Origin of the sequence: Pseudobutyrivibrio sp. LB2011, assembly GCF_000701765.1 — a bacterium.
GTDB lineage: Bacteria > Bacillota > Clostridia > Lachnospirales > Lachnospiraceae > Pseudobutyrivibrio > Pseudobutyrivibrio ruminis.
Genome location: NZ_JNJS01000008.1, coordinates 103453 through 123433, shown reverse-complemented (window position 1 = coordinate 123433; position 19981 = coordinate 103453). Strand labels below are relative to the sequence as shown.

Here is a 19981-nt window from a genome sequence, read left to right as displayed (position 1 = left end):
AGCGTGTTGCAATTCAATAATGTGTTGCGTTATACTCAAACAGGTTGAAATTTTTTTATGGAATAGGATGGTTTATGGGAGATTTTATTATTAGCTGCTGTTCTACAGCGGACGTGACAGAAGAGTTTTTAAAGGAAAAGAACATTGAGCATATCTGCTTTCACTATTATTTAGATGACAAGCCATATGTAGACGATTTATTCAAATCAATGTCTCCACAGGATTTTTATGGTGCTATGGTAGATGGCGCTATGACAAAGACATCTCAGGTTAATGCAGATGAATTTACAGCATATTTTAGAAAGTTTTTAGAGCAGGGAAAGGATGTTATCCATTTAACACTTGCCAGCGGTATTTCAGGTGTTATCAATTCTGCTAGAATCGCTGCAGAGGAGCTTAGAGAAGAGTTCCCTGACAGAAAGCTTGTAGTTTTTGATAGTCTTACAGCTTCAGCTGGTTATGGCTTATTTATGGACAAGCTTGCTACACTTCGTGATGAAGGCTACAGCTTCGATGAATTAGTTAAGTGGACAGCTGATCATATCCAGAATCAGAACACATGGTTCTTCACTACAGACCTTACATTCTTTATCAGAGGTGGTCGTGTATCAAAGATTTCTGGATGGTTTGGTACAGCTTTAAATATCTGCCCACTTTTAAATGTCAACGATGAAGGAAAGCTTATTCCAAGACAGAAGTGTCGTGGTAAAAAGATGGTTAAGAAGGCAGCTCTTGCAGCGGTAAAAGAGCGTATTGAAAATGGTGAAGATTACGATCAGAATATCTTCATCACTCACTCTGTTTGCTACGATGATGCTAGGGAAATGGCCGATATGCTTGAGGAAGCATTCCCTAAGATGAAAGAGAAAATCCGTATTTTCGATATTGGTCCTACTATTGGAGCACACACTGGTCCAGGTACAGTAGCAATTGGATTCTGGGGCAGAGAAAAAGAGAGATAAATTATGAAAGAGAAAATTAAAAGCCTAAGACTAAATATTACAATATCTGCACTACTCAGTGTTATTATTGGTATTATGCTTTTGATATTTCCAGAGGAAAGCTTAATAACAATTAGCCGAGTTATTGCATGTATTATTGTTTTGGCTGGTATATCAGTGATAGTCAGCCAGATTTATGAATTTGGAATGAATGCACTTGGAATAGTTGTTGGAGCTATTCTAGCAATAATTGGTGTATGGATTTTTAAAGCACCATCTTCAATTGTTTCTATCATTCCTATCGCCATCGGCGTAATTCTTATAGTACATGGTGTTCAGGATTTGGGGATGTCAATTGAAGCAACAAAAGCCCATGCTTCTCGTGTATGGATATCATATATTTTTGCTGTGCTAAAAATGGCACTTGGTGTCGTTTGTATTGCGGCTGCCTTTAAGCTTGTTGCTGTGGCTGTTCAGGTTATTGGTATTATGCTTATATATGATGGAATTGCAGATTTTGGTATTGTTCACAAGGTTAGAAAAGCAACAGGCTCTGTTGTAGATGGAACAATTACCCGAGAGGAAGATATATAATGGGTCAAATGGAATTTAAAATGGAACGCACAGGTCTCCTTAATATAGGAGACGTGCTTTCCATCACAGAATACGAGCTGCCTAATTCATATTATTATGTGTTAGGCAGGTCTTTTGCTATGTCGGCAAATTACACAACTTTGGAGCGTATTAAGGCCAAAGAGGGAAAAGTGGTAGATGTAAAAGAAACCCCTAAGGGCTTCTATGTTACAGTTGAATACCAGGATTCTTAAGGAGATATATGAATAATCAATCGCAGAATGCAATAGATATTGTTCTTGCTGAAAGCTTAAAAGAGCTTGCTAAAACAAAACCTATTGAGAAAATTACAATTAAAGAGATTACTGATAAGGCGGGCGTAATTCGTCCAACATTCTACAATCACTTTCAGGATAAATACGAACTGCTTGAATGGATTACCGTCAATGAATTGTTTAGACCTATAGATCCGCTATTGTCCAATGGGATGTTAAAAGAGGCAATCACTTTTGTGCATACTACTATGGAAAAGGAAAAGGATTTCTATAAGCGTGCAGCACAGTTGGAGGGACAGAATTCTTTCAACGAAATATACAACAGATGCGTTGCAAATGCTGTTCAAAAGTATATTGATGTTGAAAGCCTTGTACAGATGGCCGATTATAAATGGCTCTCCAAAGAGCTTGTGGCAGAGTTTTTAGGCCACTCTATTAGCTGGATTACAATACAGTGGATTAAACGAGGCATGACAGTACCAGTTGAAGAATTAACAGACGTTTACGTTAAATTGTTCCATAATTCGCTGATTGAAATAGTTTCAAACAAGTAGAATACAAATATATTACATTGTATCTTGCTAACAAACATGGTTTGGTGGTTGAATATTTTAGTAAATAAAAATTAGAGATATTATAAAGATATATTAGGAACGGAGTTAGGAAATATATGAGCTGGTTGGAAAACCTGCTGATGATAGCAGGTATTTTGTTAGATGTATTTGCCGCTATGGAAATACAGGGAGCTATGATTGCTCGCATTAGAAAGCGCACCATAGTTATCGCTTGTACGGTAGTGGCAGGGTTGGAATTGATTTTTTATTTTATTGGTTTTGTTATTTGCAGACTGCTTGCTATAAACGGATATGTGTCAGATCCTATGAATTACGGCGAGATAGTAGCAGTTGTAGTATTAGCATTTCTTGGTATTCGTCTTATTGCAAAGGCTATCAAGAGAGAATTCATACAGGAAAAGCGCAAGGATGTTCTTAGAGTTTGGGATTACATCAAAATTGTTGTTGTCTCATGCATCTATACAGCAGCTGCAGGATGTGCATGCGGCCTTGTAGGAACTACAATCTGGCAGATTATAACCATCATTCTTCTTATTTCAGTATTGATGGTTTTAGCAGGCCTTTACACAGGTCTTCACTTCGGATTCGAAATGAAAACAGTTGCATACGTAGCTGGCGCAGCTCTTTTATGGGGCGTTGGCGCAGAGATATTTTTACACAGAGTTATAGAGATTATCTAAAAAAGAGCTTACAGATTTCTGTAAGCTCTTTTTTTATGCAAGTGAATTATATGGATCGATTTTCTTAAGGATGGAATCCTTTAAAAGCATTTCACTGCTTGATACTTTACTTTTTAGGAATTCAAGCTTTTGGTCTTGACCATTTTCTCTATAGTAATCAGCCAGAAGAGTGTAGGTTTCGCTGATATCGGAACCGATACCTACAGCAAATTCCAGTGTCTCAAGAGCATCTTTGTGCAGGCCCGCCTCCTTAAGGATTTTAGCGTATGAATTAAGTAAAACACATAATCTATCGAAATCCTCGCCAATTTTGGTCATGGTTTCAAAATTTGGCACTCCATACTCCAGTTTTAAATCTGTATTTGACTTTCCTGTGAGGTTTAAAAGCTTGTGTGTAGACAATTCTTGAAGTTCATTTTCGATTTCAAGAACTTTTGGGTCATCAGTAAAATTTAATGGAAATTTCTCTATTGGAATGGTAATATATCTTAGATTAGATATATCTTTTGCAGGGGTTATATTTGCGGCCCTTTCGCGGTCCCAAAAATCTTTCTGCTGTTTTTCTTGTTTAGCATCAAGACTCTTTATTCTAAAGGTCAGCCAAATTAAGAATATTAAGAAAAAAGGTAAAATCGGGAAGCCCATGGTTTCTCCTTTACATATTAAGTGAGGTATTTATATGAAGCGTTCTAAGAAGCATCAAATAATCGCAGGAGCAATCCTTGTAGTAGTGCTTGTATGCATGGTATTTACCACATTCGCTGCTGCTATAATCTAAGTTTACTTTGCGCACAATCTAATGTAAAGAGGATTTTGTTATGAATAGAAAGAACATATTACCTATATTATTGGCAGCAAGCATGGTTAGTGGTCTTTTTGCAAATACTACCTTTGTTCAAGCAGATGAAATAGAAGAATCTGAAGCATCCGTATCGGACGAAGAGCTTGCCAACGAAGAGGCTGAATCAGCAGTTGCAGATGAAACTGATGACAGAATTATTCCTGATGGCATCACCATCGAAGGAATATCAGTTGGTGGAATGACAGTTACTGAGGCAGATGCAGTAGTAGCTGATTATTTTTCACAGTATGATGATGTTGAATTCACTTTATCAGCTAATGACCAGACTATATCTGCTACTGGAGCTGACCTTTGCATCGGGGCTAAAAATAGCGACGTTACAGTTAAGGCTGCCACATACGGCTCATATGGTAATTTCGGTGAGAGATTCAAAGCATCACAGGATTTAGCAGAAGGTCGTACAAAGGATTTTGCTTTATCACTTGGAGTTGATAAGGATGGAGTTATCCTCTATCTTAATTCAGCATCTACACAGGTAAATGACGAAGCCAGTGATGACTATCTTACCAGAGAAAACGGAGAATTCGTATTCCATGAAGGAACATCTGGTGTAGTCGTTCAGATTGAAGAATCAGCAGCTATCATTGTTGATTATATTGAAAATAGCTGGGATGGAAGCACAGCTACAATAGCACTTGCAACAGAGGTCAAAGAACCTAGAGGAAGTAAGGAAGAGCTTGCGGAAATCACAGATTTGCTTGGAAGCTACAGTACAGACTACAGTTCATCATCTGCAGCTCGTAAAAATAACGTTGCAAATGGCGTTGGATTTATTAATGGCACCATCCTTTATCCAGGTGATGAATTTTCAGTGCTTAATACAATCACCCCATTCTCAGCAGAAAATGGCTACATGCTTGCAGGCTCATACGAAAACGGAACTACTGTAGAGACTTACGGCGGTGGTATTTGCCAGGTTTCTACTACTTTATACGGTGCAGTGAGAGAGGCGGAATTAGAGGTAATCACTCGTTCATGTCACTCCATGATTGTCACATACGTACCACCTTCACAGGATGCAGCTATTGCAGAATCTGGTGGAAAGGACTTCCAGATTCGAAACAATAAAAATTATCCTATCTATATCGAGGGATATTGTGATGGCAACAATGCATATTTCAATATCTATGGTAAGGAAGAGGATGATGCTGGTCACAGCGTTGAATACGAAACAGAAATTACAGGTGTGAATGTTCAGGCTACCACATGGGTTGCAGATCCAAATGTACCACTTGGTAAAATGACTACTACAGTCAGTGGTCACACAGGATACACAGCTCGTCTTTGGAAGATTGTTTATGAAAATGGTGAGGAAGTAAGCCGTGATGTTTACAACAACAGCCGTTACAATCCATCCAACAGAACAGTTACTGTAGGTATAGCATCGACAGATCCAAATCTTTCATATGCTATGCTTCAGGCGGTGAACACACAGGATGCAGCCACAATAGCAGCAGCTATCTCTATGTATGCACCAGGAGTAGTTAATTCAACACCATTTGAAATTACTCCAAAGTATTCTGTTACAAATCCAACAACGGACACAACAACAGACACAACAACAGACACCACTACAGATACAACTACAGACACTAATACAGACACAACAGTTACAGACAACTCAGAAATATAATTATGGAAATTGGAAAATTACCAGAGAGCGTTCTTAAGCGCTCCGTCATTAAACAACTACATGTAAAACGACCAGAGGTTGGCAATGGCCCAGGAATTGGCGAGGACTGTGCCACACTGAGCGTTGGCCCAGACGAAGAAATCGTTCTTTCCACTGACCCAATTACCGGTACAGCATCCGATATTGGTGAGCTTGCAGTTACCATTTCTGTAAATGACTTGGCAAGTGCAGGTGCAGAGCCTATCGGCATCCTTCTTACAGTGCTTCTCACACCACGTATGAGAGAAGCAAAGCTAAAGGCCATCATGGAACAGGTGGATGCAGCATGCAAACGCTACAATGTACAGGTTATCGGCGGTCACACAGAGGTTACAGAGGCTGTCAATCAGCCACTCATTTCCGTGACAGCAGTTGGCAAGGTTAAGAAAGGCCAGATGATTTCTACAGGTGGGGCAAAGCCGGGCATGGATATCGTTCTCACAAAGTGGATTGGTCTTGAAGGTACATCCATCATCGCAAAGGACCACGAAAAGGAATTGTTAGAGCGCCTTCCACAGTCGTTGATTGACACAGCAAAGAGCTTTGATCAGTATCTTAGCGTTCTTCCAGAAAGTCGCATTGCTGTGGAGCATGGCGTAGCAGCTATGCACGATGTTACTGAAGGCGGTATATTTGGTGCACTTTGGGAGATGGGAGAGGCCTCAGGCGTTGGCCTTGATGTTGATTTAAAAGCCATTCCAGTAAAACAGGAGACTATCGAAGTCTGCGAGTTTTTCGGAATTAATCCATACGAGTTAATTTCTTCAGGAGCGATGCTAATCGCAACCGAGGATGGCAATGGGCTTGTTAGAAAGCTTCGTGATGCGGGGGTAGCATCCGCCATTATCGGGAAGTCCAACTCTTCGAATGATAAGCGTGTAATAAATGGTGATGAGGAACGATTCCTTGAGCCGCCAAAGACAGACGCATTGTATAACGTACATTAGCTAAGAAAGTTTAGGGGTGATTATAATGAGAGAAAAGATTTTAACTTATATTGAACATAACAGTAGGATTGATTTAGCAGATTTAGCCATGATGCTTGGTACAGACGAGGCTACAATCATGAACGAGCTTGAGGCAATGGAAAACGAGCACATCATTTGCGGCTATCCTACTCTTATCAACTGGGATAAGGCAAGCGTAGAAAAGGTATCAGCTCTTATTGAGGTACGAGTTACACCTCAGAGAGGTATGGGTTTTGATAAGGTAGCTGAGCGCATCTACAACTATCCTGAAGTTGATGCTGTTTATTTGATCTCAGGAAGCTATGATTTCATGGTTTCAATTGAGGGCCACACACTTAGAGAGGTTGCAGATTTTGTTTCTGCTAAGCTTTCTCCACTTGATTCAGTGCTTAGTACACAGACTAACTTTGTCCTTAAGAAATACAAGGACCACGGCATAATTATGGCGGAAAAGCATGTTGATGAGAGGGAGAAGGTGAGCTTATGAGAAATCCTTTAAATCAAACTATTACAGAAATTAAACCATCTGGTATCCGTAAGTTTTTCGATATTGTTGCAGAAATGCCAGATGCTATCTCACTCGGTGTTGGTGAGCCAGACTTTGATACACCATGGAAGGTTAGAGACGAAGCAATCTATTCTCTTGAGAGAGGCCGTACATTCTATACTTCAAACTCAGGTTTAAAGGAGCTTCGTATTGAAATCGCTGATTTTTTAAAGCGCCATTATAATCTAGAATACAATCCACTTACTGAAATGCTTATGACAGTCGGTGGTTCAGAGGGTATCGACATAGCGCTTCGAGCTATGCTTGATCCAGGTGATGAGGTTCTTATTCCACAGCCTAGCTATGTTTCTTATGAGCCTTGTACCATTTTGGCAGGTGGTAAGCCAGTGCCTATCAACCTTAAGGAAGAAAACGAATTCAGACTTAAGCCGGATGAGCTTGAGGCAGCCATCACAGACAAGACAAAGCTTCTTATCATGCCTTTCCCAAACAACCCAACAGGTGCTGTTATGGAAAAAGAAGATTTGGAGCCAATCGTAGAGCTTGTCAAAAAATACGATTTGTTTGTTCTCACAGATGAAATCTACGGAGAGCTTACATACACTGGTGAAGGACATGTTTCAATTGCCAGCTTCCCAGGAATGAAGGAAAGAACAATTTACATCAATGGCTTTTCAAAGAGCCATGCTATGACTGGATGGAGATTGGGATATGTATGTGCACCAGAAATCCTTGTAAAGCAGATGACAAAGATTCATCAGTTTGCTATTATGTGTGCACCTACAACAAGTCAGTATGCAGCTGTTACAGCTATTCGCGATTGTGACGAGGATGTTGCAAACATGCGCGAAGAGTATAATGACAGACGTAGATATCTTGTGAATCGTTTCAAGAAAATGGGAATTAAATGTTTTGAGCCATACGGCGCATTCTACATTTTCCCATCGATTGCAGAATTCGGAATGAGTTCAGAAGAATTTTGTACAAAGCTTCTTCGCGAAAAGGAAGTTGCGGTAGTTCCAGGCACAGCATTTGGAGCTAGTGGTGAAGGAAATGTGCGTATCTCTTATGCATATTCTCTTGAAAATCTTAAACGCGCCATGGACCGCATCGAAGAATTCGTGGAAGAATTAAGGAGTTAAAATGTTAAATATTGTATTACATGAGCCCGAAATTCCAGCAAACACTGGAAATATTGGGCGTACATGCTGTGCCACGGGCACACGTCTTCATTTGATTGAGCCACTTGGTTTTGTGCTTACAGACAAGACTGTGAAAAGAGCCGGTATGGATTATTGGGATAAGCTAGAAGTATTCCGATATGATGATTGGGAAGATTTCAAGGCAAAGAATCCTGATGCAAAGGTTTATATGGCTACTACAAAAGCCAAAAAGACACACACCCAGGTGAATTATGAACCAGACTGCTACATTATGTTTGGCAAGGAATCAGCAGGCATCCCTGAAGAAATCCTTGTTGAAAATGAGGAGAATTGCGTTCGTATTCCAATGGGACACGATATTAGATCACTTAATTTATCAAATTCAGTTGCTGTTGTTTTATACGAAGCACTGAGACAGAATGATTTCCTTGGACTTGAAACTGAGGGCAATTTGCATAGACTCAACTGGAAGGAATAGTGGGTACCATGGCAATAATAAGGTCAAAAGAATTAGTACATGAATATATTAGACGTGATGAAGAGGGCAATGTGGAGAGCATTCAGCTTGCCCTCGACCACGTTAATCTCAACGTTGAACCAGGACAGTTCATATCTATTTTAGGACACAATGGTTCAGGCAAATCTACATTCGCAAAGCACATTAATGCGCTTCTTACTCCATCAGAAGGTACAATCTGGGTAGACGAGATGAACACATCTGATGATGAGTACACATTTGCAGTACGTCAGACTGCAGGTATGGTTTTCCAAAATCCTGATAATCAAATAATAGCCAGTGTTGTAGAAGAAGACGTGGCTTTCGGACCAGAAAACATCGGCGTTCCTACCGAACAGATTGTGGAACGAGTTGATAAGTCTTTAAAGATGGTTGGAATGACAAAGTACAAAGCTCATTCTCCAAACAAATTATCAGGTGGACAAAAGCAAAGAGTAGCAATAGCAGGTGTTATGGCAATGGAGCCAAAATGCATCATTTTGGATGAGCCAACAGCCATGCTTGATCCTGATGGACGAGCAGATGTGCTTCGTGCAGTTCACACTCTCAATCGTGAAAAGGGAATCACTGTAATATTGATTACTCATTACATGGAAGAGGTTGTTGATTCTGACTATGTCTACGTAATGGAAAAGGGCAAGGTCTTTATGGAAGGCAAGCCAAGGGAGATTTTCAAGGATGTTGAGCTTCTCAAGGAGCACAGCCTTGATGTTCCTCAGGTTACACTTCTTGCTCATGAGCTTAGAAAAGCAGGTCTTGATCTACCAGAATGCGTCCTTACAAGAAAGGAACTTGTAGATGCTCTCACACAGCTTGGGATGAAAAAGGCAGCGGCTGGACAGACTACAGAAAAGCCAGCAGCAGAAGCAGAGGCCGATAAAAAGAACGTGTTAATACTTGATCATGTTTCATACAAGTATTCTCCAAATACAGCATATGAAGTAAAGGCTCTTGATGATGTTAATCTCTCTATAAAAGAGGGAGAGTTCATCGGTATCATAGGCCATACAGGTAGTGGTAAATCTACTCTAGTGCAGCATTTGAATGGATTGGAAAAGGCTACCGAGGGTACAATCTACTACAATGGTCAGGATATCTACGACAAGGATTTTGATATCAGAGACTTACGTACACAGGTAGGAATGGTGTTCCAGTATCCTGAACATCAGCTTTTTGAAACAACTGTATTCAAAGATGTTCAGTATGGCCCTAAGAATCAGGGGCTCGATGAAAAGGAACAAATCAAGAGAGCATACGAGGCCCTCGGTTTGGTTAAGCTTCCAGAAGAATTATATCTTGCATCGCCATTTGAGCTTTCAGGTGGACAGAAGCGTAGAGCTGCTATCGCTGGTGTAATTGCAATGAAACCGGCAGTGCTAATTTTGGACGAGCCAACAGCAGGCCTTGACCCAAAGGGAAGAGATGATATACTTGGTCTTATTTCCGATATGCATGAAAAACGAAAAGATACAGTTATTTTGGTTTCTCATTCCATGGAGGATGTGGCCAATTACGTTGACCGTATCATCGTAATGGATGCAGGTCGCCCAGCTTTCGACGGCACACCAAAGGAAGTCTTTGCTCACTACAAGGAGCTTGAAAAGATGGGACTTGCCGCTCCACAGGTAACATATGTTATGAATGATTTAAAGGAAATGGGTTATGATGTTGATGCCTCTGCAACAACAGTTTCAGAAGCAACAGAATCCATTTTGAAAGCTTGTAAATAATAGCCGAGACCTTATTGGCTTGGACTAAAAAAGGATTATAAATATGCTACGAGAAATTACATTAGGACAATATTATCCAGCAGAATCAGTTCTTCATTCATTGGATCCAAGAGTGAAGCTGTTTTCTACTCTGGTTTTTATCATCACATTATTTTCAGCAGACAATGCAGTGTTGTTTGCAATAGTTTTGTTGTCAATGATAGGCATTATCAGACTTAGCCATGTGCCATTTTCATTTATGGTAAAGGGCCTAAAGGCAATTGTTGTATTGCTTATCATTGCCGGCCTTTTCAATTTGTTCCTTACACCTGGAAAGACTTTAGTATCATTTTGGATTCTTTCTATTTCAGATGTGGGACTTAAAAATGCTGTGCTTATGACTAGCAGAATGATTCTTCTTATTGTTGGTACATCAATCATGACACTTACAACTACACCAAATCAGCTTACAGATGGTTTGGAGAAATCACTTGGTTTCATGAAAAAGTTCAATGTGCCAGTACATGAGATTTCAATGATGATGTCAATTGCCCTCAGATTCATTCCAATCCTCATCGAGGAGACAGATAAAATCATGAAGGCACAGATGGCTAGAGGCGCTGATTTTGAATCAGGCGGACTTATCACAAAGGCCAAAAACATGGTGCCACTTTTAGTACCACTTTTTGTTTCAGCTTTTAGAAGAGCTAACGATTTATCACTTGCCATGGAGGCAAGATGTTATAATGGTGGCGAAGGCCGAACAAAGATGCATCCTCTCAAGTATAATTCACTTGATCAGAGAGCATATATTTGTGTAGCCCTTTACATCATCCTATTTTTTGCAGTAAAGGTTATTTTGTAATATGAGAGTAATGATAGTAGTTGCCTATGATGGCAGTAACTATAGTGGCTGGCAGATTCAGCCAAATGGAGTGACAATCGAACAGAAATTGAATGAGGCCCTTACAGATCTTTTGCAGGAGCCAATTTCAATTATGGGAGCAAGCCGTACAGATGCAGGAGTGCATTCACTTGGAAATGTAGCTGTCTTTGACACTAATTCAAGAATGCCTGCTGATAAAATCAGCTTTGCTCTGAATCAGCGTTTGCCTGACGATATTGTGGTTCAGTATTCCTGTCAGGTGGAGGATGATTTCCACCCACGTTATGCTGCTTGCCGCAAGACATACGAATACAAAATCTTAAACCGCAAGATGCCAGACCCTACAAAGCGCAAGGATACATTCCACTATTATTACGATTTGGATGTAGATAAAATGAATGAAGCAGCAGCTTACCTTATTGGTCAGCACGATTTCACTTCATTCTCATCAGTAAAGGCACAGGTTAAATCCCGTGTCCGCACCATCTACACAGCAAAGGTCTACAAAGAAGACGATGTCATCCATATCCGCCTTACAGGTGATGGATTCCTATACAACATGGTACGTATCATCGCCGGCACACTTATCAAAGTAGGTGCAGGAGAGATGGAGCCAATGTACATGCTTGAAATATTCCGTGGCCGCAACCGCGAGCTTGCTGGCCCAACCGCTCCAGCTCACGGACTTACTATGATTGGAATTGAATATGAATAAAATATACCCGTACGGGTATAAAAATGTTGTTTCGATATCGAAGTACACCCTAACGGGTATAAATCTTCTGTAATTAGTTGAATTTATACCCGATAGGGTGTATATTTATTTTATGAATAATATAGCTGAATTTATAAAAACTGAACGAAAGAAAGCTGGATTAACCCAAGAGGAGTTTGCAATTAGATCTGGATTGGGTTTACGTTTTGTGCGCGAACTTGAGCAGGGCAAGGAGACTGTCCGAATGGATAAAGTCAATCAGGCTCTTGCTATGTTTGGTATGCAAGCAGTTCCGGGTGAAATAGATAGAGGTGAAGTAAATGGCTAGAATTGGGAAGGTTTATGTTCAAAATAAATATGCTGGAGCTATAAAGGAGACCGATGATGGATATGAGTATTCTTATGATGAAAGCTATTTATCTGATGAGAATGCTAAGCCTATTAGTCTTACTTTACCATTAACAAATGAACCATATAAATCAAATATTTTATTTCCATTTTTTGATGGTCTTATTCCAGAAGGATGGCTATTGGGTGTTGTAGAACGTAATTGGAAAATAGATGGTAAAGATAGATTTGGTTTACTTCTTGCAGCATGTAGAGATTGTATCGGTGATGTATACGTAATACCAGAGGAATAATATGAGATGTTTATTTTGTAATAAAGAACTAAATAGCCCGTCTGATTATGAAGCTAAGGTTTTGTGGCATAATAAATGTATTAAGAATTTTTTTGGTACAGTTGCTATTCCGGAGATTGATATTACAGAAGAGCAGTTGGAAGCATTAGCTAATTCAACTGTTAATAAAGGATTAACAGTGCCTGGCGTTCAAAAGAAACTGTCCCTTCATCTTGATAAGCAGGATAAAACTGGGAGATTTACCATTGTAGATTATCCAACAGGATATATTTTAAAGCCTCAATCAGAAGATTTTCGGGCTCTGCCAGAAGCAGAGTATTTGTCTATGAAGTTGGCGGAAATGGTAGGAATAAAGACTGTTCCTAATGGATTGATAAAAGTAAATGAAGATTACGCTTATATTACAAAGCGTATTGATAGAGAAGATGGCAAAATGTACGCCATGGAGGACTTTTGTCAGTTATCAAATCGATTAACTTCTGATAAATACAAAGGGTCTTATGAGAACTGCGGAAAAGTGATTTCTAGATATTCAAAAAATGTCGGTGTAGATAAATCGGAATTATTCTATAGATTGCTATTTTGCTTTGCTACTGGTAATTCTGATATGCATCTTAAGAATTTTTCATTAATTGAAAATGAGCCTCAAAGTAGAATCTTTGGTCTTTCTGCGGCTTATGATTTGTTACCTGTTAATGTAATAATGCCGGCGGATAAAGAGCAGATGGCATTAACGGTTAATGGAAAGAAGCGTAATATCCGAAAAAAAGATTTCTTGTTATTAGCGGAGAGTCTAGGTTTGAATAAAAAAACCGCCGAGAAGCTTATGTCAAAAATATGTAAGGTTGAAAAAAGCTTTCTTGAGGAAATAGAAATATCCCTGTTACCAGATGATATGAAGGAAAGTATGAGTAAATTGCTATCGGAACGCATTAGCATATTTCAATAGATGTAGCTCTTGTTTATAATGAAAAACTCTGATTTTAGAAGGTGTTAGTGAGTATTTTATGAGGATGTAGAGGTTATGAAAAAGGAAAGAGCTAAACGTCTTGGAAAATATGCTTTTGGATTAAGTGAAGGGAAACTATTGGATATGGAAGTTATTGAAAAGCTTAATGATGAGCAAATTAAGGAATTAATAGCTACTGGCTTTAGATTCAGACATAAAACATTGGAGGAGTATGTTGAACTATCAGGAAAGCCATTACAGGCTTCTACAGAAATAGAATGGGGAAAACATGTAGGTAGAGAAGTATGGTAGAGCAGGGAGAGTACCATACAGTAAATTGATTTATATAATAGATATGGCACAGTCTATAATTGATTATTATTAAATGCTATATAGTCCAATTTTATGGTTGACGGATACGGATTCCTATTGTACAATGTAACGGTTGATGTAGTAAGGAGACTTGCGTCCATTAGCCCGGAGGCAGGTTTTACTATAACATTCCTTGCAGGTGCCCGGACATCACCGGCTTGGGAGCTTTTTTAGATTTATTTAAGGAGGAATTCTCATGAATACTTATATGCCAAACCCATCTCAGATTGAGAGAAAATGGTATGTAGTTGACGCTGAGGGCCAGACACTTGGACGTCTTTCAGCAGAAGTTGCAAAGGTTTTAAGAGGTAAGAATAAGCCAGTCTTCACTCCACACGCTGATTGTGGTGACTATGTAATCGTAGTTAATGCAGAGAAGATTAAGGTTACAGGTAAGAAGCTTGATCAGAAGATTTACTATCATCACTCAGATTATGTTGGTGGTATGAAGGAGACTTCTCTTCGCGATATGCTTAACACACATCCAGAGAGAGTTATCGAGCACGCTGTTAAGGGCATGCTTCCAAAGGGACCACTTGGTCGTCAGATGTACACAAAGCTTTTCGTATACGCTGGACCAGAGCACAAGCAGCAGGCACAGAAGCCAGAAGTGCTTACATTTTAATAGGAGGTAGATCATGGCTAAGAATACAACAAAGTATTATGGAACTGGTAGAAGAAAGTCTTCAGTTGCTAGAGTATATCTTGTACCTGGCACAGGTAAGATCACTATAAATAAGAGAGATATTGACGAGTACCTTGGTCTTGAGACATTAAAGGTAGTTGTTCGTCAGCCACTTGTAGCTACAAACACAGCTGACAAGTTCGACGTTATCGTTAACGTAAAGGGTGGCGGATACACTGGCCAGGCTGGTGCTATCAGACACGGTATCTCACGTGCACTCCTTGAGGTAGATGCTGAGTACAGACCTACACTTAAGGCTGCTGGATTCCTTACAAGAGATCCTAGAATGAAAGAGCGTAAGAAGTACGGTCTCAAAGCCGCACGTCGTGCTCCTCAGTTCTCAAAGAGATAATCATCTGCTATGGCAGATTACAGAAGACTCGGTACATTGTACCGGGTCTTTTTTTCGCGTGAAAAATGGTCCCTAACCTCGTCCCCAGGGACCATTAACTGGAATGAGGAGATGCCCCCTGGGAATGTGCTCCTTTGTATAAAAATGATAGCCCCTACACAGGAGGGGCAGATAAAAATAATTTTGGTAAAATGCCTTCAAGAGTATATTTTTCCCTTGGCAATAGAGAGGCACGCACTCGCAACGCGCTTCTTAGCACAGTTGAAGATAAGACTGGAAAAGTTTATGATTAATACAAGAATAAGGGCATATAAACTACGTTTGAAATGAATCCCGGAAATCATTTCAAAGATGCGGATTTGCGTCTTGCAAAGGGAATAGCCCGGATACTTAAATGATCTTAACTATTAAATAATTAACATCAAGAGAAAGACCAAAGAGAGCGGCCATGACAAATACAGAACAGACCACACAAAATATGACCTCAGGAAACAGTATGAAACAGATCATACTGTTCTTTTTGCCCTTATTATGGGGAAATCTTTTCCAACAGCTGTATAGTCTTGTGGATAGCATTATAGTTGGCAAGGGAATCTCGGATCAGGCGCTGGCTGCTGTTGGGGCAACCGGGACACTTAACTTCCTTATACTTGGATTTGTTGTGGGGATGACCAGAGGATTTGGCATAACCTTTGCCCAGAGCTTTGGAAAAAACGATATGGCTATGCTGAATGCATACATCAGAGCAGCCAAGAAGCTCAGTATCACGTTTGGAATAGCCTTTACTGTTGTATGCGTTTCTTTGCTTAATAAGATGCTGACGTTCTTGAACACTCCTGAAGATATCTTTGACGATTCGTATAGATATTTTGTTGTGATCTTATTGGGAATTGTAGTGACGGTTATGAATAACCTTGAGATTACAATTCTCCAGTCAATGGGAGATTCCAGAACGCCCTTCACTGCTATGATCTGTTCATCACTCGTGAACATCATGCTTGATATTATTTTCATAATGGCCTTTGGCACCGGAGTTGTCGGAGCAGCAGTGGCAACAGTGGTCTCTCAGTTTGTATCATACCTTTTGTGCCTTAAAAAGCTTAGAACTATCGATTTTATGAGTCTGGGAAAAGACACGTCAGAAAAAGCAGATGAAAAGAATATATTGGTTGAATTGATGAAAATAGGACTTCCTGTGGCACTTATGAATTCGGTCACAGCTGCAGGGACCATGGTATTGCAGTACTTCGTAAATCTTATGGGAAGCGCATATGTGGCAGCCTATTCAGCCTGCATGAAATTTGCATCACTCTTTGAGCAGTTCGGAATGTCCGTAGGTCTTTCCATGATGACCTTTGTGGGGCAAAATAAGGGCGCTGGCAAATATGACAGGATACGCACAGGAGTAAGACAGGGCCTGATGCTCTCTACACTTGTGAATGTGCCTATATCGCTCCTTATGATATTTGTGCCCGGAAGCCTGGCAAGGATGCTGCTGACTGACAACATGATAATCGGTTATTGTACCGATTTCATGCCGATCATGGGAATAAGCTTTTTTGCCCTGGGCTGGCTTTTTGTATACAGATACTCTGTTCAGGGGTTGGGCAATACCTTTATACCAATGCTCTCAGGCGGGCTCGAAGTCATTATGAGACTGATCTTTGGCTTTTTGGTAGGAAGGAACGGATTTAAGGGAATTGCCATTTCTGAAGTATCTGCATGGATAGGCGCTTTTCTGATGCTCATGGTGACATACTATTGTTTAATTGGCAAAAGAACTAAAGCAATAGCATAAAGTAGCAATAAAAAGACTCCCTGGGTGATATGTACCCTCTTTACTGGACAATGAAAAGTTCAGTAAGGAGGGTACATATCAGAAGCTTGCTTCCTTGGAGCTTTTTATTTGCAGTAATATTTATCTCGTAATAAAATAAATATAGATACTATTTACAAGGAGTACACAATGCAAGAATTAGTTTTACACAGAGTATACAAACACTTTAAAGGGGATTATTATTTAGTTGAGGATATAGCTAGGGATTCTGAGACACAGGAAGAAATGGTAGTATATCGCAAGCTGTACGATGATGGTTCTTTGTGGGTAAGACCAAAGGAAATGTTTTTATCCGAAGTGGATCATGAAAAGTATCCAGAGGTTACTCAGAAATATAGATTTGAGCTTCAGGAGATTGCTAGCAAAAAGAATCATTAGTTTATATATTGGTTTATGTTTTGTGAGAGGTATTAATACATGACCAAGATGATGAAAAGAGCTCTAATCAATTTAGGGTTTAGAGTTTTTGTATTCCTATTTATATTTGGAGCATATATCTTTCGTAAAGATATGCTTGTTGGCTTTATGACTCACGAGTTTACATTTGGTATCGCAGAGTACGGAATTAGTCCATTACATGTACTGTGGGGAATCTTTATGATTATGATGCTTCAGCATATCATTCCTCATAAGTATCTTTCTATGGCCTACTTTAAAGGAGATGTCAAAACCTTTGATGAAGTGGAAGGTTATTCGAGACTAGCTCTTTTAGAATTTGTCCAGCAGATGAATGTAAGAGCTTGGATTGTAATGCTAGTCTGGTTGACATTTAATGCTGTGTTTGCAGTATTGTATCTCTTTAAGGTAATAGGTGCTGCAGATATGTTGATGTTGACAGTATTTTTCTATCTGTGCGACTATATCTGTATTTTAATATTCTGTCCATTCCAGTCATTTATCATGCATAACAAATGCTGTATCAACTGCAGAATCTATGACTGGGGATATTTCATGATGTTTACCCCAATGCTGTTTATAAAGAATTTCTTTTCATGGAGTCTTTTCTTTACAGCACTTATCGTCCTTATTAAATGGGAAGTGGGCTATGCGAAACATCCAGAGACATTTTGGTTTGGAAGCAATAAACATCTTCAGTGTGCAAATTGCAAAGAGAAGCTTTGTATTATAAAGAACAGAAAAGGTCATGAAAGAGTTTAATAAAGCTTTATCGAATTTCATAAATGATGCTGCGGCAGGTGGAGCAGTACGCCATCTTGCTGATTTGGGATATTCTATATCGCAGATAGCAAATGAGCTTGATTATCCTATTTCCAAAGAAAAGATTGCAGGCTATATGTGGGAGCATTTTCTTAATATTGGAAAGATAAGCTTGGAAGAACCAAAGGCATCCCATGAGAAAGCGTTCTTCGTCAAAGAACAGGATAGTTTTGGCAGGATAAGCTTTCGGAGGGTGACTGAACAAATCGACAATTCACAAACGAAATATGTTCAATGCGACTTCGGAAAGCTTCTATACAAACATGATGAAAGCTTTATAAGCAAGCTGGAAAAATTAAATCCAGGTGATAAAGAATACATAGAGCTTATGCCTTGGCCACTTACGCCTGTGTACCATGAACTGGATGAAAGAATGACTAGAATTAAAAATATAATATAAGTTTAAATTTTTGCTTCAAGGCTCTTCCTTGAAGCAATTTTTTTTGCTATACTATGTTACTGTACAAGTTTAACAGCTTAAAGTATTAAAGTAACATGGAGGAGTAATTAATTGAAGAAAGGTAATCGAGGTAGTTTCTCGGGAAAGATTGGTTTTGTGCTTTCAGCAGCTGGAGCATCAGTAGGATTAGGAAATATTTGGAGATTCCCTTACTTATGTGCTAAATATGGAGGAGGAATCTTTTTAATTGTTTATATAGTTCTTGCTTTAACATTTGGATACACAATGATCGTTGCAGAGACTGCAATAGGACGCGCTACAAGCAAAAGCCCAGTCGGGGCATTCAGGGATTTAAGTCACAACAAGTTAATGGGATTAGGAGGATGGATTAATGCAATCATTCCAATTCTTATCGTTCCTTATTATTCAGTTATCGGTGGCTGGGTATGTAAGTATTTATTTGAATATATCAGAGCAGATGTAAATGAAATCGCTTCAGATACATTCTTTGTGGATTTCATTACAAATGGATATGATGCAGAGTTTTGGTTTATCGTATTTACGATATTAGTTTTATTTGTAATTTATAAGGGTGTAGAAAATGGTATTGAGCGAGTATCAAAGTTCGTTATGCCAATCCTGGTGGTACTTGCCATTATAATTTGCATCTATTCAGTTACAAGACCTGGTGCACTTAGTGGAGTAAAATATTTATTTATCCCTAATTTTAAGCATTTTTCGATTATGACAATTGTTACTGCAATGGGTCAGATGTTTTATTCATTATCAATTGCCATGGGTATTCTTATTACATTTGGTTCTTATGTAAAGAAAGAAGTCAGCATCGAGGAATCCACAAAGCAGGTAGAGATTTTTGATACAGCAATCGCTATTATGGCCAGCCTTATGATTATTCCGGCAGTGTTTGCATTCTCTGGAGGAGATGAAAGCACATTAAATGCTGGCCCATCACTTATGTTTATCACAATGCCAAAGATTTTTGCCAGCATGGGATTTGGAAGAATTATCGGAATTCTTTTCTTTGCGTTAGTTTTGTTTGCTGCAGTAACAAGCGCAATTGCACTTACAGAAAGTGCTGTTTCTACATTTGAAGATGAATTCAAGTGGAGCAGAAAGTTTGGAACAAATGTTATGGCTGTTATCATGGTTGTTCTTGGAAGCTTATCATCACTTGGTAATGGACCACTTGCGAATGTTAAAATCATTGGCATGCAGTTCTTGGATTTCTTTGATTTCCTTACAAACTCAGTAATGATGCCTATAGCAGCTCTTGCTACATGTATTCTTATTACTAAGTTTATGACAGTAGAAAGACTCGAAGCAGAAGTTGAGCAGGAGAATCATCCATTTAAGAGAAAGGCTGTATTCTCTTTCATGATTAAATTCCTTTGCCCATTGTTTGTTGTTATTATTTTGATTAGTGCTATACTTAACGTGTTTGGGATTATTTCAATGTAAAACA

Annotated in this window: 26 protein-coding genes; 25 read left to right on the top strand and 1 reads right to left on the bottom strand. The window is 39.2% G+C overall.

What is annotated here, in order from left to right:
• Positions 1 to 74: 74 nt before the first annotated feature.
• From T375_RS10610 to T375_RS10590, 5 genes are all read left to right on the top strand, one after another.
• A complete protein-coding gene (locus T375_RS10610; RefSeq protein ID WP_044938187.1) occupies positions 75 to 962 on the top strand; it encodes a DegV family protein in 888 nt (295 codons plus the stop codon).
• A gap of 3 nt (positions 963 to 965) precedes the next feature.
• Entirely contained in the window at positions 966 to 1535 is a 570-nt protein-coding gene (locus T375_RS10605; RefSeq protein ID WP_044938184.1) for an HdeD family acid-resistance protein, read from the top strand.
• The gene (locus T375_RS10600; protein ID WP_044938181.1) at positions 1535 to 1768 is read left to right on the top strand and encodes a hypothetical protein; all 234 of its coding nucleotides are present in this window, start codon (positions 1535 to 1537) and stop codon (positions 1766 to 1768) included. Before T375_RS10605 ends, T375_RS10600 begins: the two co-directional genes overlap by 1 nt.
• Positions 1769 to 1776: 8 nt before the next feature.
• Positions 1777 to 2343 (top strand): TetR/AcrR family transcriptional regulator C-terminal domain-containing protein, encoded by a 567-nt coding sequence (locus T375_RS10595; RefSeq protein ID WP_044938178.1) that lies wholly within the window; start codon positions 1777 to 1779, stop codon positions 2341 to 2343.
• 116 nt (positions 2344 to 2459) lie between these two features.
• Positions 2460 to 3044, top strand: coding sequence for a manganese efflux pump (locus T375_RS10590; RefSeq protein ID WP_044938175.1), 585 nt, complete (start codon positions 2460 to 2462; stop codon positions 3042 to 3044).
• 33 nt (positions 3045 to 3077) lie between these two features.
• Here the strand turns inward: T375_RS10590 and T375_RS10585 are convergent, their stop codons facing one another.
• On the bottom strand, positions 3078 to 3689 hold the full coding sequence (locus T375_RS10585; protein WP_044938173.1) for a hypothetical protein: 612 nt from the start codon (positions 3687 to 3689) through the stop codon (positions 3078 to 3080).
• Between the two features lie 173 nt (positions 3690 to 3862).
• Here T375_RS10585 and T375_RS10580 point away from each other — a divergent pair, with 173 nt between their 5' ends.
• The 20 genes from T375_RS10580 (at position 3863) to T375_RS10485 (ending at position 19977) form a co-directional block, all read left to right on the top strand.
• Entirely contained in the window at positions 3863 to 5539 is a 1677-nt protein-coding gene (locus T375_RS10580) for a VanW family protein (RefSeq protein ID WP_049960410.1), read from the top strand.
• 2 nt (positions 5540 to 5541) lie between these two features.
• Entirely contained in the window at positions 5542 to 6525 is a 984-nt protein-coding gene (locus tag T375_RS10575; protein ID WP_044938171.1) for an AIR synthase family protein, read from the top strand.
• A 25-nt stretch (positions 6526 to 6550) separates the two neighbouring features.
• Complete coding sequence (locus tag T375_RS10570; protein ID WP_033154496.1) at positions 6551 to 7033, top strand: Lrp/AsnC family transcriptional regulator; 483 nt, start codon at positions 6551 to 6553, stop codon at positions 7031 to 7033.
• On the top strand, positions 7030 to 8196 hold the full coding sequence (locus T375_RS10565; RefSeq protein WP_044938169.1) for a pyridoxal phosphate-dependent aminotransferase: 1167 nt from the start codon (positions 7030 to 7032) through the stop codon (positions 8194 to 8196). The genes T375_RS10570 and T375_RS10565 overlap by 4 nt, the downstream gene beginning before the upstream one ends.
• A 1-nt stretch (position 8197) precedes the next feature.
• Positions 8198 to 8695 (top strand): tRNA (uridine(34)/cytosine(34)/5-carboxymethylaminomethyluridine(34)-2'-O)-methyltransferase TrmL, encoded by a 498-nt coding sequence (gene trmL, locus T375_RS10560; RefSeq protein ID WP_044938167.1) that lies wholly within the window; start codon positions 8198 to 8200, stop codon positions 8693 to 8695.
• 8 nt (positions 8696 to 8703) lie between these two features.
• Positions 8704 to 10464, top strand: a complete 1761-nt coding sequence (locus tag T375_RS10555) for an energy-coupling factor transporter ATPase (RefSeq protein ID WP_044938493.1) — start codon at positions 8704 to 8706, stop codon at positions 10462 to 10464.
• Between the two features lie 43 nt (positions 10465 to 10507).
• Positions 10508 to 11308 carry an energy-coupling factor transporter transmembrane component T family protein gene (locus T375_RS10550; protein WP_044938165.1) on the top strand — a complete coding sequence of 267 codons (801 nt, stop codon included), beginning with the start codon at positions 10508 to 10510 and terminating at the stop codon, positions 11306 to 11308.
• Between the two features lies 1 nt (position 11309).
• The gene (gene truA / locus T375_RS10545) at positions 11310 to 12044 is read left to right on the top strand and encodes a tRNA pseudouridine(38-40) synthase TruA (RefSeq protein WP_033154492.1); all 735 of its coding nucleotides are present in this window, start codon (positions 11310 to 11312) and stop codon (positions 12042 to 12044) included.
• A 112-nt stretch (positions 12045 to 12156) separates the two neighbouring features.
• Positions 12157 to 12372 carry a type II toxin-antitoxin system Y4mF family antitoxin gene (locus T375_RS10540; protein ID WP_044938163.1) on the top strand — a complete coding sequence of 72 codons (216 nt, stop codon included), beginning with the start codon at positions 12157 to 12159 and terminating at the stop codon, positions 12370 to 12372.
• Positions 12365 to 12685 (top strand): HipA N-terminal domain-containing protein, encoded by a 321-nt coding sequence (locus T375_RS10535; protein ID WP_044938161.1) that lies wholly within the window; start codon positions 12365 to 12367, stop codon positions 12683 to 12685. Before T375_RS10540 ends, T375_RS10535 begins: the two co-directional genes overlap by 8 nt.
• 1 nt (position 12686) lies before the next feature.
• Positions 12687 to 13634 (top strand): HipA domain-containing protein, encoded by a 948-nt coding sequence (locus T375_RS10530; RefSeq protein ID WP_044938159.1) that lies wholly within the window; start codon positions 12687 to 12689, stop codon positions 13632 to 13634.
• A gap of 75 nt (positions 13635 to 13709) precedes the next feature.
• The gene (locus T375_RS10525) at positions 13710 to 13946 is read left to right on the top strand and encodes a hypothetical protein (RefSeq protein ID WP_044938157.1); all 237 of its coding nucleotides are present in this window, start codon (positions 13710 to 13712) and stop codon (positions 13944 to 13946) included.
• Between the two features lie 256 nt (positions 13947 to 14202).
• Positions 14203 to 14631 (top strand): 50S ribosomal protein L13, encoded by a 429-nt coding sequence (gene rplM, locus T375_RS10520; protein WP_033154490.1) that lies wholly within the window; start codon positions 14203 to 14205, stop codon positions 14629 to 14631.
• Positions 14632 to 14644: 13 nt separating this feature from the next.
• Positions 14645 to 15043 (top strand): 30S ribosomal protein S9, encoded by a 399-nt coding sequence (rpsI, locus tag T375_RS10515; protein WP_033154489.1) that lies wholly within the window; start codon positions 14645 to 14647, stop codon positions 15041 to 15043.
• A 9-nt stretch (positions 15044 to 15052) separates the two neighbouring features.
• Positions 15053 to 15373: a hypothetical protein gene (locus tag T375_RS10510; RefSeq protein ID WP_044938155.1), complete on the top strand. Its 321-nt coding sequence runs from the start codon at positions 15053 to 15055 to the stop codon at positions 15371 to 15373.
• A gap of 118 nt (positions 15374 to 15491) precedes the next feature.
• Entirely contained in the window at positions 15492 to 16841 is a 1350-nt protein-coding gene (locus T375_RS10505) for an MATE family efflux transporter (protein WP_044938153.1), read from the top strand.
• A gap of 168 nt (positions 16842 to 17009) precedes the next feature.
• A complete protein-coding gene (locus T375_RS10500) occupies positions 17010 to 17258 on the top strand; it encodes a DUF1653 domain-containing protein (RefSeq protein ID WP_033154488.1) in 249 nt (82 codons plus the stop codon).
• 39 nt (positions 17259 to 17297) lie between these two features.
• On the top strand, positions 17298 to 18038 hold the full coding sequence (locus tag T375_RS10495; protein WP_044938151.1) for a hypothetical protein: 741 nt from the start codon (positions 17298 to 17300) through the stop codon (positions 18036 to 18038).
• Positions 18025 to 18498, top strand: a complete 474-nt coding sequence (locus tag T375_RS10490) for a hypothetical protein (RefSeq protein ID WP_044938149.1) — start codon at positions 18025 to 18027, stop codon at positions 18496 to 18498. The genes T375_RS10495 and T375_RS10490 overlap by 14 nt, the downstream gene beginning before the upstream one ends.
• Before the next feature lie 111 nt (positions 18499 to 18609).
• The gene (locus tag T375_RS10485; protein WP_044938147.1) at positions 18610 to 19977 is read left to right on the top strand and encodes a sodium-dependent transporter; all 1368 of its coding nucleotides are present in this window, start codon (positions 18610 to 18612) and stop codon (positions 19975 to 19977) included.
• Positions 19978 to 19981: the final 4 nt, after the last annotated feature.

Excerpts from the sequence above, each read along its gene's own strand:
- T375_RS10610 (WP_044938187.1), top strand. The coding sequence starts at position 75 with ATGGGAGATTTTATTATTAGCTGCTGTTCTACAGCGGACGTGACAGAA.
- T375_RS10605 (WP_044938184.1), top strand. The coding sequence starts at position 966 with ATGAAAGAGAAAATTAAAAGCCTAAGACTAAATATTACAATATCTGCA.
- T375_RS10600 (WP_044938181.1), top strand. The coding sequence starts at position 1,535 with ATGGGTCAAATGGAATTTAAAATGGAACGCACAGGTCTCCTTAATATA.
- T375_RS10595 (WP_044938178.1), top strand. The coding sequence starts at position 1,777 with ATGAATAATCAATCGCAGAATGCAATAGATATTGTTCTTGCTGAAAGC.
- T375_RS10590 (WP_044938175.1), top strand. The coding sequence starts at position 2,460 with ATGAGCTGGTTGGAAAACCTGCTGATGATAGCAGGTATTTTGTTAGAT.
- T375_RS10585 (WP_044938173.1), bottom strand. The coding sequence starts at position 3,689 with ATGGGCTTCCCGATTTTACCTTTTTTCTTAATATTCTTAATTTGGCTG.
- T375_RS10580 (WP_049960410.1), top strand. The coding sequence starts at position 3,863 with ATGAATAGAAAGAACATATTACCTATATTATTGGCAGCAAGCATGGTT.
- T375_RS10575 (WP_044938171.1), top strand. The coding sequence starts at position 5,542 with ATGGAAATTGGAAAATTACCAGAGAGCGTTCTTAAGCGCTCCGTCATT.
- T375_RS10570 (WP_033154496.1), top strand. The coding sequence starts at position 6,551 with ATGAGAGAAAAGATTTTAACTTATATTGAACATAACAGTAGGATTGAT.
- T375_RS10565 (WP_044938169.1), top strand. The coding sequence starts at position 7,030 with ATGAGAAATCCTTTAAATCAAACTATTACAGAAATTAAACCATCTGGT.
- trmL (WP_044938167.1), top strand. The coding sequence starts at position 8,198 with ATGTTAAATATTGTATTACATGAGCCCGAAATTCCAGCAAACACTGGA.
- T375_RS10555 (WP_044938493.1), top strand. The coding sequence starts at position 8,704 with ATGGCAATAATAAGGTCAAAAGAATTAGTACATGAATATATTAGACGT.
- T375_RS10550 (WP_044938165.1), top strand. The coding sequence starts at position 10,508 with ATGCTACGAGAAATTACATTAGGACAATATTATCCAGCAGAATCAGTT.
- truA (WP_033154492.1), top strand. The coding sequence starts at position 11,310 with ATGAGAGTAATGATAGTAGTTGCCTATGATGGCAGTAACTATAGTGGC.
- T375_RS10540 (WP_044938163.1), top strand. The coding sequence starts at position 12,157 with ATGAATAATATAGCTGAATTTATAAAAACTGAACGAAAGAAAGCTGGA.
- T375_RS10535 (WP_044938161.1), top strand. The coding sequence starts at position 12,365 with ATGGCTAGAATTGGGAAGGTTTATGTTCAAAATAAATATGCTGGAGCT.
- T375_RS10530 (WP_044938159.1), top strand. The coding sequence starts at position 12,687 with ATGAGATGTTTATTTTGTAATAAAGAACTAAATAGCCCGTCTGATTAT.
- T375_RS10525 (WP_044938157.1), top strand. The coding sequence starts at position 13,710 with ATGAAAAAGGAAAGAGCTAAACGTCTTGGAAAATATGCTTTTGGATTA.
- rplM (WP_033154490.1), top strand. The coding sequence starts at position 14,203 with ATGAATACTTATATGCCAAACCCATCTCAGATTGAGAGAAAATGGTAT.
- rpsI (WP_033154489.1), top strand. The coding sequence starts at position 14,645 with ATGGCTAAGAATACAACAAAGTATTATGGAACTGGTAGAAGAAAGTCT.
- T375_RS10510 (WP_044938155.1), top strand. The coding sequence starts at position 15,053 with ATGGCAGATTACAGAAGACTCGGTACATTGTACCGGGTCTTTTTTTCG.
- T375_RS10505 (WP_044938153.1), top strand. The coding sequence starts at position 15,492 with ATGACAAATACAGAACAGACCACACAAAATATGACCTCAGGAAACAGT.
- T375_RS10500 (WP_033154488.1), top strand. The coding sequence starts at position 17,010 with ATGCAAGAATTAGTTTTACACAGAGTATACAAACACTTTAAAGGGGAT.
- T375_RS10495 (WP_044938151.1), top strand. The coding sequence starts at position 17,298 with ATGACCAAGATGATGAAAAGAGCTCTAATCAATTTAGGGTTTAGAGTT.
- T375_RS10490 (WP_044938149.1), top strand. The coding sequence starts at position 18,025 with ATGAAAGAGTTTAATAAAGCTTTATCGAATTTCATAAATGATGCTGCG.